The organism is Chryseobacterium sp. P1-3 (assembly GCF_000738495.1).
In the GTDB taxonomy this organism is placed as follows: Bacteria; Bacteroidota; Bacteroidia; order Flavobacteriales; family Weeksellaceae; genus Chryseobacterium; species Chryseobacterium gallinarum.
Genome location: NZ_JPEQ01000024.1, coordinates 47,199 through 61,866, shown reverse-complemented (window position 1 = coordinate 61,866; position 14,668 = coordinate 47,199). Strand labels below are relative to the sequence as shown.

Below are 14,668 nucleotides of genomic sequence, written 5' to 3'. Positions count from 1 at the left end.
TTCCATCTTCATCTTTTACTGTATTTTTATATAGTTGATTGGGAGCAAAGGTTTGTGTTGATGATAAACTCAGAATACTTTTAGTCGCATTGTTTTCCCAGGTTGTGGAAGTAACAAATTGATAGACTTCATCAGAAGCATTCGTTCCATATTCAAATTTCACAGGTTTACCAGCCCAGTCATTACCCACCTGGATCTGTTGCTGAATTCTATCCAAAGGTGAGTTTTCCGGCACTTTTTCTGAATAAATCTTTTCCGCACCATAGATGGATGAAGCATTTCCAAGAGGTGAAGCATAGATAGCTCCGTTCTGGGTTCCGGATTGGGGAATGGGTAGGTAATCTTTAACCTGCCTTCCGAAACCATCATATTCAATATGGGTAACCACATCTTTGCATAAAGGAGAGGCTTTTACGCCAACTACCTGTTTGGGCCTGCCAAGGCCATCAAAATATTGAACAGTTTCGGATGATTTTGTGGCTGTTGTTCCGCTGTAATCAAGATAAGTTTTAGTCTGCACATAGTTTTCCGTATTGGGAAGTGGGGTAAGCTGGGCTTTTACATTGCCCAACAGCAATATTCCTACCGGGATAATTATCTTTTTCATCAGTTATTAGTTTTTATAATTGTACTTCATTTCTTTCAGCACTTTGCCATTTACATCAATCACTTTCTCAAGTCTGTTAGCCGAATCATAAATATAGCTTTCCCTTATCCCGGATGGTGGGGTGATGCTTCGAACTCCTATCAAAGGATCGTAAGTGTAAGTGGTAACCGGGTAACCGGACAGGCTGTTTCTAAAGGTATTCAATGCTGATAAGAATGATGTCTCATCATTATTAGTTCCTGCTGTTGCATCGGTATCGGAAGCACTAATAATCGCATTAATAGCAGATGGATTGATATCTGATAATTTTGTTCCTTCTATTTTAGCAATAGGTTGAGTCTGGTTATAGCCCCAAATAATTACGGTTGAAATTCCGCTTTTTGTAGTGTATTGCTGTAGATTTCCCTTAGAGTCATACTTGTCATAAGTAACTTCGGTTGTAGGAGCTGACGTTTGAGAATCATAAGACAATACAGAAGTAGGAAATAATGTTGCCGGATCATCATATTTTGTTTCAGTTTTGGAAATGATTTTTCCGGGATCATTGGTGTTCTGTTTTTTTGTCACAGTCGTTTCCAAAGGGATACCAATCATATTGGCGTTAATCAACTTTTGATTTCCTTTTTCGTGGGCATAAGCGTAGTTAGCTTCATTGATCATTCCGTCTGACAATGTACTTAATTGCTTACTTAACTGATAATGAGAAGGATTATTATAGAAATACTCAGTTTTAGTTTCAACAGGTATGCCGTTCAAATAATCAGTAGTCTTCTGAGATTGTAAATAAGTAAAACGGCTGATGTTTTTATAATACACTACATCCAGATTTTCAAAATTATTCCACGTTCCATCATTTACCAGAGGCTCATAAATTTTTCGCCTGCTGATACCTCCTAAGTAAGATGTTCTTGCCTGATCTTCAATATAATTATTTTCAACAGTTTTTAAGGTCAATCCTGCATTGTTTTTATAGACGGTTAATAACTCTTTACCGCTATTCCAGCCTGAGTTTGTCCATGGAGCCGAGATGATTGGGTTTCCTTTAATAGAATTTCCCCAGTAATCTTGACTTAAACTAAAATGGTGTATAGTTTTTCCTTGTCCCTCTATTTGTTCTTCCACGGTATCATAGAAAATATTGGGGGTAAAAGAAAATAATCTTCCTATGTTTGTTGAGGTAATGGCAGTATAAGAAGATAATACGGGTATTGTATTAGTATTCGCACAAAAAGAAGCTGTAGTTATAACGTCCTTAAAAATTGGGTCTCTTACAACATGGATTGAGTGCTCGCCATCATCTCTAATATATTTATATTTTCTAGTGATGGGTATACCATCACTGAGAGTATCAACTGTTGAAGCAATCCTATATCCACCTTGTAATACATCTTGTAATATATATTTATCTTCCTGGTCAAAATAGTAGACCTGAATATACGCCTGACAGCAGACAAACCATGCTTTTACAGTAATTTTAACAGTTTTGTCTTTCTCTACATATACATAGGCTGTTTGATTATTATTCAAGGCAGAATCTGCTGTATTTCCAATAGGGCTTAATCCAACACCAGGAATCATCTCAAACAAAGGTAGAGAATTTCCATTTTGATCTTTTACCCACATTTCACCTTTTTGTTTATCTGTTTCTAAATCCGGACTGTCTTTACAGTAGCCATATGGGTATAGGTAATTAGCTAATCCAATACGAACGTACCCAGACTTTGCAGGTGTAATAGTCAACTCTTGAGTTGAATCATATGTATTGGAATTATTGACAGCTGAAGCACCTATATTAACTTCTGGTGCAGGAATCAAAACATTTTCTTTTCTTACATGATTTTCATAATTGAACAAGGTGCTTCCCCCTGTCGGATAAGTAATGATCTTTAATAATCCGTATTGGCCATAGGAAGGTTCAACTTTCTGATTGGCTCCATTGTATTGAGGAGCTGTAGTATCATTACTCGAAAATAATTGAGGCACAAGACTGCTATTGCTTGCTCCATTATAATATCCCCACATATCCCTGGAAAAACTTAATCTTGATGGAAAGCTTTGAGGATTATTATACGTGAATTTATGAGACGAATTGGTTTTATTATTCAATACTTCGGTTAAGAATACTCTTGAAGAATTTGTTGTTAAATAATTAAAACTAATATCATCCATGATAATATTGTTATGATACTTCTTTATATTGACTAATTTCGAATAATCTTCGTTTTGGGCTAAGTAGGAAAAAACGATTGAATTATTATTGGCATCATATATCTTTTTGATTTGTTTGCCATTTACTATCTGTTGTGATTCTGCCGTAAGCCCTATTTCAGGTAGTATTGTATAATACTCTACAAGGCAATAAGGGCGATTAATTTGATCATATCTTATACTTCCATATTTTTGTTGAGCACCACTTGTATACGTCATAGTTTGAGATTGTGAGACTATATTTGTATAATTTACATCCTGATACTCAAAAGAAAGAGTTTGCCCATTAGTGGTAACAATGGAAGAAAGATACCAAGATTGAGCATATTGCGATGGTATCTGATGTACACCAGTGTTCAACGTTCTATTTTGTATATACTCTACATCATTAAAATTATACCGGACACCATTATCCAAGATAATAGAAAATAAATTCCCATTATCATTTCGTAAAATTTTATAATCTTTTTGGTCTAGCATTATAATTTTACCTACTTTATTGATTACAAATTTTACACTATTCCCACCAAAATTAGCAGTATATACATCAGGTTCAGAATCAAAATCATCATTTTCACATAATGTCAGATATGCTGTTTGTTGGGAAGGAAAGTTTTCCAACAATGGAACATCTCCACTAGCAATACTACTTTGTTCATCAGGCTTGTCTCTTATAGTTCTGGTAATTACTCCACCGGAGATAAAGGTCCAGCCTAATCCTACGGAGCCATTCATTTCGTCCACATTAATTCCATTGGAAGCATAATTTAGAAACACGGAGTTAGTTATTCCATCTACTGTTAACTCTGTAATAGGAATATTAATATTGGGGGCTCCGGTAAACATTCCTATGGGAACATTCCCATACTGGCTGAATTTAAAAGATTGGGGACTTGTTGGTAATATTTTAGGAATGTATTTTCCTGCATCATTTGTATTAGTAGTATAATCTTGAGATGTGTTACTCTGTCCATAAATCAAAGCAGAAATAGCAATTCCTGCCAATGTTATATTTTTTCTCATGAGTGTTTATTTTTTAATCAGTTTAGCATTCGCCGTTTTATTAGTATCAGTCTTTATCGTCACCAGATAAGCCCCCTGAATCAAAGCCTGGGTATTAATCTTAGTCACTTTATTCTTAGTTTTCAAACTCTGAAGCTGTCTCCCGCTCATATCATACAACAAAATCTCAGCTTCCTTGAAATCAACGCCGATTTCTATATACGCATAATCTGACACTGGGTTAGGATAAATCTTAATATCATATTTTTCAATTAACTGATCAACCTGCTTGTCTCCCAATTTTACAATCTTCCAGTTTTCTTTCCCCAGCTCTTCTGCGCTGGTTCCTGCAAGGATAATAGAACCATCCCTGTTGAGCTTCAAGTCTGAGAGCCTTTCCTCTCTTTGCCTCGATTCTCCTCCCACATGTTTCCGCCACTGCTCATTGCCATTTCCATCCAGGTACAGCATCCAGAAAGTTTCATCGTCCTTTTCAATCCTTCCTTCTGCCTGGGTGTAACCTCCCAAAAGAATTCCTTTGGTAGACTTCCCGCTTCCTGCTTCCAGCTCCCCGCCTATCACACTCATCCCCATCAAAATATCCCGGTTTTTAAAGTTGTAGGATTTTTGCCACTCCTCTTCGCCTCTTTCGTTAAGGGCAATTAGCCAAAGGTCTGTTCCTTCCTCTATTCCTACTGTTTTGTTCCCGGATCTTTCCGATCTGGATTCTCCTCCGATGAGATAGCCGCTGGAGGTCAATGCCAGGGTCCTCAAATGATCATCTCCTTTACCTCCATAGTTCTTTTCCCATTCTATCTTCCCGGTTTTGTCCAGTTTTACAATCCAGTAGTCGCCTTCACCATAGTTGCTGCTGGTTTTTGGCATTTGGCTTCTGGTTACAGAACCCGCAGTTTTGGAAGATAAATCCGGGGTATTAGTTGTTGATTGACTATTGCTCATATTAACAACTCCGCTTCTGGAATAGATGCCTAACAAAGCGCCACCGTCTTTCGTGGGAATCATTTTTTCAACTTCCTCTAAACCTTTTCCTCCTAAAACAAGTTGCGAGAGTTCTTTTCCCTCTTTATCAAGTCTTATTATCCAGACATCTTTGGAACCGTAACCCTTAGAAGAGTTTTGTACATTTCCCGCTACAAAGAATCCTGAATCGGTGGTTTGAATCACTGCCCTGGCTTCTTCATCGGAAGGGCTTCCCAAAGTTTTCTGCCATAATTCATCCCCGAATTCGTTGATTCTGACCAGCCAGATATCAGAGCCGCCTTTGGAATCGTCCTTTTTATCCAGCCCTTTTCCGGAATAGGAGGTCCCGGCTAAAAGGAAGCCCCCATCCTGCGTGGTTACAGTAGCTGACAAATAATCATGGTTTTGCCCTGAGAAATACTTCTCCCAGACCTGTTCTCCCTGTTGGTTTAATTTTACCAGGTGGAAATCGTAGCCGTTGTTCTGGCTGGCAGCATTTCCTGCTCCCTGCTTCCGGATTCCTGCCTGAATACTGCTGCCTGTGATAAGGTACTGCTGGTCTATTGTGGTGGACACCTGGCTCAGGAAATCCTGCGTTGAGGATTTGATGTCTTTTTGCCAAACCACTTCCTGGGCCGATAAACCTAAGACTATACACAAAGTGAGTGTACTCATGTAGAGCTTTTTCATGTATTGTTGTTTTTAAAAGTTATTACTGGTTTAAATTTTACGAATTTAACAATTTTTAACACACCAAATCCTATAAATGTGACTTAATATGAATGTTAAACTCTCACGAGGCAAATGTATTGACGCTAAGCGACAAAAGCTGTCGCATTTTATTACAACTAAAAAACAAAAAAGAGAAGCGTTTGCCTCTCTTTAATTTTATCTAAATTTCTTTTTCCTCAGCCAGAAGAACAACCCTCCCATTAACCCAATAATTGCCAGCGGAAGCAATAAATTCAGCCATTGCCAGTTTGTTTTTTCTTCGGTAATTCTATGGCGGTCCAGAAGTCTCTCTTCAATATTCCTGTTTCTCAATTCCATGAGGTTGCTGTCGTCCAGCAGGTAATCTAATGCGTTCCTCAGAAACTGTTCGTTTCCAAATTGTTCGTTGGTCAACAAATCTACTCCTAAAGGAAGTGGTTTCCCTTTGATTACTTTATTTCTTCCAACGTCTCCGTCAGCAATAACGATCATTTTATTCTCAGGACTTGCTGCCCTGAAACCCGGATAAGACTTTCTTTCAATCCTGGAAGCATAGGCAGAATTAAACTTTCCTTCCAATGCTACCGCGAAAATTTTCGGTGTACTTGGTTTTTCCATCTGTCCAAGGCTGTCTACACTGGCGATTTCTTTTAAATCAACATAGTTAGGAACCTGCTTCAATAAAGTTCTTTCACTGGATTCAAAAAGTACTTTTGTTTTGATATTCTTTCTGCCGCCCAATGTATCAATAGAAGTAGGAAATTCAAATTTTACAGGATTAATATTTTTCGTAATCGGATTATTATTCTCTGCGATCCCGAGCGGGTAATAAGGCCAGGGTAAACTCGTGTATTGTGGATTACCACTCACCTCCCCGGTTACTAACCTTAATAAGGCAAACTTCTTAACATCTTTTACCAGCGCGGGGTTGATTCTGATCCCATAATTGAAAAAGAAATCGGTCATATTGATGTCAACAGGGAAAGGCATTACTTTTTTAGCTCTTGTCAATGTATCCATTTCAGCATTTACAGCATCAATCATCCAAAGTGTCTTCCCTCCATTCATAATATACTGGTCAAGGATTACCTTTTCATTATCGGTAAATGCTTTTCTGGGTTTTGCAATCACCAGGGCACTCATTTGTTTCAGTAAAGGAACATCTTCCAGTGAAAGTTCGGTCTGGTTCTTAGGAATAATAGGTCCCGCATCATAATTCTCCATGGCCAATTGTACAAATCCCTGAAACTCATCCGGATTCAATTCATCATGATTGACTAAAATTCCTATTTTCTTTCTTTTATCAGCTGCGATATTCTTAATGTTTGAAACCAGGCTGTATTCCAATCCTTCAATGGACCTTGTCAGCTGCTGATCAGCATCAATACCGGCCTGTTGTACCACCAGCGGAATGGAAACCCCATCAGCCTCGTATTTGATTACAGCATAGGGAAAAAGGGTAATCTGGGAAATTTTACCATCTTTAATATCAGGAAGAATAGACGGCTGCATTCCCATGGCCATCAGGGTATCCTGGGACATTTTTGTTTTGATAGGATCGATGAATTTAAAATCGATTTTTGGATTAATTTTTCTGAACTCTTCCAGCATAAATTTTGTTTCGCCCTGAAGCTGCTTAAAGCTTGCCGGGAAATCCCCTTCAAGATAGACCTCAACAGTCAAAGGTTTTTTAACAGACTCCAATACTTTGATGGTATTATCAGAAAGCGTATATCTCTTTTCTTTGGTTAAATCGAGCCTGCCTCCCGAATAAGCCAGGATAATAACCAGGGGAACGATAACAAATAAAAAAATTCCTAATGGAGATTTAACATTAATCTTCTTCATAGCTCTACTTCTTTTTGTTAATAAAATGATTGGACAATACTAATGAAGCTCCGATAACCAGAATAAAATAGGCTACATCTTTCAAATCAATAAGTCCTCTTGTAAAGCCTAAAAAAATGCTGGTAGAAGCCTATATTCTGAAGGATAAAATCTGCTCCCCCCAACAATTTATAACTAGCCAGTTGCTCAATACCAAAATACATGATAAAGCACATGAAAACACCCAGCAAATAAGCCATAATCTGGTTTTGTGACAATGAAGAAGCCAGGATTCCCACTCCGGAAAAGGCTGCAATTAAGATTACCAGCCCGATATAACTTCCGAATGTCATCCCCAGGTCAATATTTCCTTCCGGAACTCCCAGAACGTATACTGTATAAAGATAAATCAGAGAAGGAATAAGGCATAAAATCCCAACAATCCATACCGAAAGGAATTTCCCGGTTACCAGGTCTGAAACCTTCAATGGCTGCGAAAAAAGCCAGTTTAAAGTTCCTGTCTGCTGTTCTTCAGCAAAAGTTTTCATGGAAAGTGCCGGAATAATAAACATCAACAGCCATGGAACTAAGACAAAATAGCTTTGCAGCGATGCCTGCCCGATTTCAAAAATATTGGAATCATTGTCGAAAAAGAACAAAAATAGTGTTGCGATAAGACTGAAAGCAGCAATAATAATCCATGCACTCCAGTTCCCAAAGTAACTCCAAAGTTCCTTCTTTAAAATTGCAATCATAGTTTTTTGTAAAAATGTAAAAGGTATCGTGTATCAAGGGTATACACTCTACTCCACAATTATTTGTTTTTTTTATTTTTATTAACGAGTTTCACTGTCATCATGATCAGAAATACAAGAACGAAAAATCCTGTAATTAATTGCCACCAATACTCAATTACCATGGATTTCAGAATAACGGTAAAGACCACGAGGAATAAAATAAATGTAGCAATTTCATTTGCCTGTCTCAATTTGATATTGGCAATCGGTAATGTATTTCCATGCAATATCTTCAGTTGAAGCACTTTTTTCCAGCACCAGTAATGATAAGCAGCCAACCCGATCAGGAAAGTCAGTTTCAGATGGAACCAGCCCATTTTCATCAGTCCAGGATTTAACAGGATCATTACCAGTCCGCATACTGCCATAATCACTCCGGCAGGTACAGTGATAATGTTCCACAGCCTCCTGGCCATAAAGGCGTACTGCTCCCTCAGAATTTTCTTTTTCTCTTCCGGGAATTCATCAGTATCCTTATAGTAAACAAAAATTCTTACGAGATAAAAAAATTCCCGCAAAATAGCTTACCATAAAAAATAATATGCAGCGCTTTGATTATTGTATAAAGCATTCAGAAAAAATTAAAAGCAAAGATAAGGTTTTATCTAATTGTTAAAAATAAAATTCTTTTGATCCGGAAAATATAACGGGAATTGCATTTTATATAAAAATATTTCGGCTCGGGGCAGCAAAGCTGCCCGAGCCGAAGATTATATTTTCATGAATGAGATCATCCCGTATTAAGAGATCACTCCTAATTCCTTCCCTACTTTTTCAAATGCGGCAATCGCTTTATCCAGATGCTCTTTTGTATGGGCAGCAGACAACTGTACCCTGATTCTCGCTTTTCCTTTAGGTACTACCGGATAGAAGAATCCGATGACATAAATTCCTTCATCCATAAGTCTTTCAGCCATTTTTTGTGAAAGTGGGGCATCGTAAAGCATTACCGGAACAATAGCGGCATCACCATCAGGAATATCAAAACCTTTGGCTTTCATTTCAGTTCTGAAATACGCTGCATTTTCCATTACTTTATCACGGAGAGAGGTGTCTTCAGAAATCATATCCAATACCTTCAAAGCAGCTCCTACAATACCGGGAGCCAGTGAGTTGGAGAATAAGTAAGGACGGGAACGCTGTCTCAGCATATCAATAATTTCCTTTTTACCGGAAGTAAACCCTCCAAGAGCCCCTCCTAAAGCTTTTCCTAAGGTAGAAGTAATAATATCTACTCTTCCCATTACTTCATTGGCCTCATGGGTTCCACGTCCTGTTTTACCGATAAATCCTGTTGCATGAGAATCATCCACCATTACCAGGGCATCGTATTTATCCGCAAGATCGCAAAGGCCTTTTAAATTAGCCACGATACCATCCATTGAGAAAACTCCGTCCGTTACGATAATTTTAAAACGATGATTCTTTTCAGAAGCCGCAATAAGCTGTGCTTCCAGATCTGCCATATCATTATTCTTATATCGATATCTGGCTGCCTTACAAAGGCGCACCCCGTCGATGATAGATGCATGGTTCAGTTCATCAGAAATAATAGCATCCTCTTCAGTAAATAAAGGTTCAAAAACACCACCATTAGCATCAAATGCAGCCGCATAAAGAATAGTATCTTCAAGTCCCAGGAAATCGGCAATCTTTTTTTCCAATTCCTTGTGAATATCCTGTGTTCCACAGATAAAACGTACAGATGACATCCCATATCCGTGAGAGTCAATCATATCCTGGGAAGCTTTCATTACTTCCGGATTGTTGGACAGTCCAAGATAATTATTGGCACAGAAGTTCAGAAGTTTCTTCCCGTTGGCTTCTATTTCTGCACTCTGCTGAGAAGTGATGATTCTTTCTCTTTTGTAAAGTCCGTCATTCTCAATATTCTGAAGCTCATTCTGTAAATGCTGAAGGTATTTTTCAGAGATCATTTTTCGTAATTTTTTAGATGTGCTAATTTAATAAAAAGGCGGTAAAATATGACCTTTTATCAGGTTAATTCTAAAAATTTGATTTGTTTCCGGTTTTTAATATACTTAGTCTACTAATTTAGTAGGATAATAAGTATATTTGTTTAAAATTTGGAAATATGAGATTAAAACCTATTCAGAAAGTGAGTCAGATAAGTTCAGGAAAATTTATCAATCAATATATGAAACCACGTCTTCCGGTTGTTCTTGAAGACTTTATAGATCCGGAAAGCCCTGCCTTTCAAAAATGGAATTATCAGTATTTCAAAGAAATTGCGGGAAATATTCCTGTTAATATATACGGAAGTGAACTTGATTCCCTGGACAGAGTCGCCAGCAATCCTATTGCACAAACTACATTCTCTGAATACCTGGACCTGATAAGTACTTCTCCTACCGAACACCGGCTTTTTTTATTTAACCTGCTGAATAGTAAACCGGAATTGAAAAATGACATTATCTATAATGATGTGACTAATGGCAAAATATTAAAATGGCTACCATTTATGTTTTTTGGAGGAGAAGGCTCAGTGACAAGGAATCATATTGATATCGATATGTCCCATGTTTTTATTACTCAGTTCCAGGGAACCAAAAGGATATGGCTATTTCCCTGGGAACAATCGGATCTCATGTACAGGCTGCCCTATAATTTCCACAGCCTTGCCAATATTAAAAATCCAGATTATTCCGAATTTCCTGCACTGCTGTATCTGACAGGCTATGAAACACTTCTTCATCCCGGCGAAACGCTTTATATTCCTTCCGGATGGTGGCATTATATTCAATATGAAACCGGGGGATATTCTGTCTCTGTACGTGCTCTTCCATCTGCTTTTTCTGAAAAATGGCGTGGATTTAAAAACTTAGTGATCACCCGGAATTTTGACAATCTGATGCGGAGACTTCTCAAAGAAAAATGGTTTAAATACAAAACAAGAATTGCCCGGGAAAGGGGAACTAAAGCCGCTAAAAAACAAAGAAGCTTTCAAATATGAAAACTTCCTGTCTGTCTTTAAATATCTCGTTCTGTTCTATCCTATTTTAATCACGGAACAGCACAGCCTACTGTTTAATGAATTTAATATTTTTCTCTTTGATCGTAAAGACATAGGCTCCGGGAACCAACTCATAAATCCCGATTGATTTTCCAGGTTTATAAATTCCCTCCTGCAATAATTTTCCATCTATTGCATGAATGGAAAATGCTGTTTCTTTGTGAACTCCTTTCAGATAAAGTTCATTTTTTGCAGGATTGGGATACAAGCCGAAATTATCTTTCTCTGCTGAAGCTACGCTTAATGTATTATCCTGGCTTACGGTAGAATTCCTTTCAAGTATCTGATATTCATAATTAAACTGAACACTGGCTATAGGAAATGATATTGTTTCGGTAAAATACTGATCATTAGAGGTATTATTCAATACCAGATAAGCAGTCTGTCCGCCGGTTCCATTCACTTTTACAGGTAACGGCATATCAAAAAAGGTTACTGCAGGGCTGCTTTGAGTCTGAGAAACCTTAAATACAGCCTGGTTTCCCGATTGTCTCCACTTTATAGTATAGGTAGGATAGCCCTCCCCGTAAATCCAGTCATTAAAAAATTCTGTAAAATCTTTCCCGGTAGACTGAAGCAGTGAAGCACTGAAATCGGAAGTTTTTACATAATTATAAGCAAGTGCCGGTCTTGCATGATAGTCTTTCAGTGCCTGATAGAAAGCTGTATCACCCAAAATCCATTTCAACATTCTCAAAACATAGGCTCCTTTGGCATAACTCAGCCTGCTGTCAAAGATTCTGTTGATACTCGAAAGTCCGTTATCAGGAACATAAGTGCTTCCTCCCGTACCGCTTGTTATATAATTGATCTCTCCTGACAGATAATTCATAAATTCAGAATTGGTCATCAGTAGTTTTTCATTGGCAAGATGCTCCCCAAAAGTAGCAAATCCTTCGTTGAGCCAGATATCATTCCACGCTCCGCACGTTACTTTATCACCAAACCATTGATGGGCAAGCTCATGGGCAATAAGTCCTCTTCCCCAGCTTCCTAATGAGGACATTGTCTGATGCTCCATACCACCGCCGTAAATATATTCCATGTGTCCATATTTTTCATTACGGAAAGGATATGGTCCGAAATACGTTTCAAATGTATTCATTATTTGTTTGGTCCACTCAATATTAGCCATGCTGGTAGCATTGGTACTGGTAGACGGATAAACGTAATTCACAAATGGAAATGGAGGATTTCCGATTGTATCATTCAATTTCACAAAATTGGTAATAGAAAGAGCAATCAGATAAGCAGGAGTAGGATACATTGTTCTCCAGAACGTAAGCTTCTGATTGTTGGAAAGAGATGTTTCAGACATCAGTTTTCCATTAGCAGCCACATTATATTGTGCAGGTGTAGTGATTTTAAAATTCAAATCTATCGATTTTATCATTCAGGCTTTGTTTTGTAGGAAACCAGTCCTGAGCTCCATAGGGCTCATTTAAAGTGGAAAGAACCGGGGTACTTCCCTGGCTTCCTGTAGAGAAAGCATTATTGTTGGTAGCGGGTGCTCCTGAATAATGAATGGTTAGAGAATCTACTGTATTGGCAGGAATAGAGGCTGGAAAATCAATTTTTATTTCTTTTGTAGGAAGCTGTTGAAAAGCAACATTGGCCCCGTGATATTGTACCTGGGAAACCGTCAGAGAGTTCGAAAGATCAAAATAGATACTTCCCATGCTCTGATTCGGTTTAAAATGGGAAGTTACTGATCCGGAAATATAATAAACTGCCGGATCTAAAGTCACATCCATCCTCTGGTACTGCAAATCGTAATTTAAAGTATTCGGATTAATATTATAAGCGACCATTTTACTGGCAAAGGATTTCATCTCCTTTTTAACCAATCCTTTCTTTTCGATGTTTTCATTGTTTTTTTGCCCATAAAACTGCTGACAAACCAACAGAACCAACAACAAAAGATAGATTTTTTTCATAATTAGAAATTTTATATCATTCAAATATAAAAAAAACCTTTTAATCATTGATTAAAAGGTTTTTATAATATATAAAAGATTTTTTAAAGATCCAGGGCAGGCGCCAGGATTTTCTCCATTCTTTTCTTCACCATATCTACAGATCCTGCGTAATTATTAACCATTAAAGAAAATACCAGTGTTTTACCGGAATTGGTTTTTAGATAACCGGCTAATGTTTTCACTTTATTTAAAGTTCCGGTTTTAGCAAAAACCTGTCCGTTTCCTTCTCCCAGGAACATTCTTTTCAATGTTCCGGACTGTCCTCCTACCGGTAAGGAAGTCAGATAAGATTTATAATATTTTTCATCCATTAAAGAAGTTAAAAACTTTACCTGAGAAATAGGAGTTACATTATTACTTCTTGAAAGTCCGCTTCCATCCATATAGTTCAGGCCATTCATATCAAAACCGATTTCTTTTAAATGTCCCGTCACTACCATTCTACCCGATTCTGACGTCTGATCACCCATTTTCTGGAATCCTACAGTTCTTAACAAGGCTTCAGCTAATGAATTATCGCTGTGTTGGTTCGTATAATAAATGATGTCACCCAAAGTCGGAGATTTGTAAGCGGCCAGCATTTTTCTGTTTTCAGGAGTGGCGTCCGTCATTTTAGGAGTTACTTTTCCGGTGACAGGAATACCGCTCTTTACCAGGGTTGTCCTGAAAGAATTGGCCAGATACGCCGGAGCATCCGGAAGCTTCGTTGTTAAAATACCTTCTCCATCATACTTTTCGGCATATACCATTTGATTGGCATAAGGAGAAACATAAAAAAACTTTTTTTTCTTGAAGAGAATCCTCCTTTTTTTACAATTAATTTTTCATTGGCAGGATTAATTCCCCGGGTCGTACCTACAGGCAGATAGTAATTATTATTTTCTAGCCATACAACATTTTCCGGAAGCATTGAAATATTGCCTTTGAAAAGCGCTGTCTGAATAATAATATCACCGTTTACCTTCCTGATTCCTTCCCGCGTGAGGCCTCCCACAAAATCTGAAATAATATCCCTGTAAGACCATGCTCCTGCTTTATTGGTTCCTAAAGACGGATCACCACTTCCTATCACATACAGGTTTCCGTTTAAAACCCCATTTTCATCCACAGTTCCTGAATACTCCAGCTGGGTCATCCAACGGTAATTCTCCCCAAGCAAATGCATGGCTGTTTCTGTTGTTAGCAGCTTGGTAGTAGAAGCCGGAACTAACGGAGTATTCTCGTTGTACGAAGAGATCACCTTCTTCGTTTTCGGATCATACACTACGAATCCCCAGTCTGCATTTTTCAGCACAGGATCCGCCATCATTGTGTTTACATTAATGTCTACGAGTTCTTTAGCCGACAACACAGTTTTCTCCACCACCGAACTTACGGGGGAAGGAAGATTTAAACTATTTTTTTGATTGTCGTAATTCTGAGAATAAAGAACCGTAGAAACGGTAGATTGAGCCAGGAAAAAACCAGAAGCCAACACCGCTGCACTTGAAATATATTTTCTGAAATTTACCATCTATCCTTT

At 37.9% G+C, this 14,668-nt stretch carries 10 protein-coding genes and 2 pseudogenes; 1 reads left to right on the top strand and 11 read right to left on the bottom strand.

Features of this window, described 5'->3' with window-relative positions:
• From HX13_RS20795 to kbl, 7 genes and pseudogenes are all read right to left on the bottom strand, one after another.
• The coding region (locus tag HX13_RS20795; protein ID WP_238555583.1) for a DUF6443 domain-containing protein at positions 1-607 on the bottom strand (607 nt) is incomplete at its 3' end.
• A gap of 6 nt (positions 608-613) precedes the next feature.
• Positions 614-3,838: a hypothetical protein gene (locus HX13_RS20790; protein ID WP_050022633.1), complete on the bottom strand. Its 3,225-nt coding sequence runs from the start codon at positions 3,836-3,838 to the stop codon at positions 614-616.
• Positions 3,839-3,844: 6 nt separating this feature from the next.
• A complete protein-coding gene (locus tag HX13_RS20785; RefSeq protein ID WP_050022632.1) occupies positions 3,845-5,488 on the bottom strand; it encodes a T9SS type A sorting domain-containing protein in 1,644 nt (547 codons plus the stop codon).
• Positions 5,489-5,686: 198 nt separating this feature from the next.
• Positions 5,687-7,357 carry a gliding motility-associated ABC transporter substrate-binding protein GldG gene (gene gldG, locus HX13_RS20780; protein WP_050022631.1) on the bottom strand — a complete coding sequence of 557 codons (1,671 nt, stop codon included), beginning with the start codon at positions 7,355-7,357 and terminating at the stop codon, positions 5,687-5,689.
• Positions 7,358-7,361: 4 nt separating this feature from the next.
• A pseudogene (locus HX13_RS20775) lies at positions 7,362-8,091 on the bottom strand (ABC transporter permease subunit).
• Between the two features lie 59 nt (positions 8,092-8,150).
• A pseudogene (locus HX13_RS20770) lies at positions 8,151-8,704 on the bottom strand (CopD family protein).
• A gap of 169 nt (positions 8,705-8,873) precedes the next feature.
• Positions 8,874-10,070: a glycine C-acetyltransferase gene (kbl, locus tag HX13_RS20765; RefSeq protein ID WP_050022630.1), complete on the bottom strand. Its 1,197-nt coding sequence runs from the start codon at positions 10,068-10,070 to the stop codon at positions 8,874-8,876.
• A 158-nt stretch (positions 10,071-10,228) separates the two neighbouring features.
• On the opposite strand from kbl, the gene HX13_RS20760 reads away from it, so the two are divergent.
• The gene (locus tag HX13_RS20760; RefSeq protein ID WP_050022629.1) at positions 10,229-11,107 is read left to right on the top strand and encodes a cupin-like domain-containing protein; all 879 of its coding nucleotides are present in this window, start codon (positions 10,229-10,231) and stop codon (positions 11,105-11,107) included.
• A gap of 67 nt (positions 11,108-11,174) precedes the next feature.
• Here HX13_RS20760 and HX13_RS20755 read toward each other — a convergent pair whose 3' ends face one another.
• From HX13_RS20755 to HX13_RS25125, 4 genes are all read right to left on the bottom strand, one after another.
• On the bottom strand, positions 11,175-12,560 hold the full coding sequence (locus HX13_RS20755; protein WP_238555581.1) for a M1 family aminopeptidase: 1,386 nt from the start codon (positions 12,558-12,560) through the stop codon (positions 11,175-11,177).
• On the bottom strand, positions 12,532-13,104 hold the full coding sequence (locus HX13_RS25135) for a hypothetical protein (RefSeq protein ID WP_238555580.1): 573 nt from the start codon (positions 13,102-13,104) through the stop codon (positions 12,532-12,534). The genes HX13_RS20755 and HX13_RS25135 overlap by 29 nt, the downstream gene beginning before the upstream one ends.
• A gap of 83 nt (positions 13,105-13,187) precedes the next feature.
• Entirely contained in the window at positions 13,188-13,895 is a 708-nt protein-coding gene (gene dacB, locus HX13_RS25130) for a D-alanyl-D-alanine carboxypeptidase/D-alanyl-D-alanine-endopeptidase (protein WP_238555579.1), read from the bottom strand.
• Positions 13,856-14,659: a D-alanyl-D-alanine carboxypeptidase gene (locus HX13_RS25125; RefSeq protein ID WP_238555578.1), complete on the bottom strand. Its 804-nt coding sequence runs from the start codon at positions 14,657-14,659 to the stop codon at positions 13,856-13,858. The genes dacB and HX13_RS25125 overlap by 40 nt, the downstream gene beginning before the upstream one ends.
• Positions 14,660-14,668 lie beyond the last annotated feature (9 nt).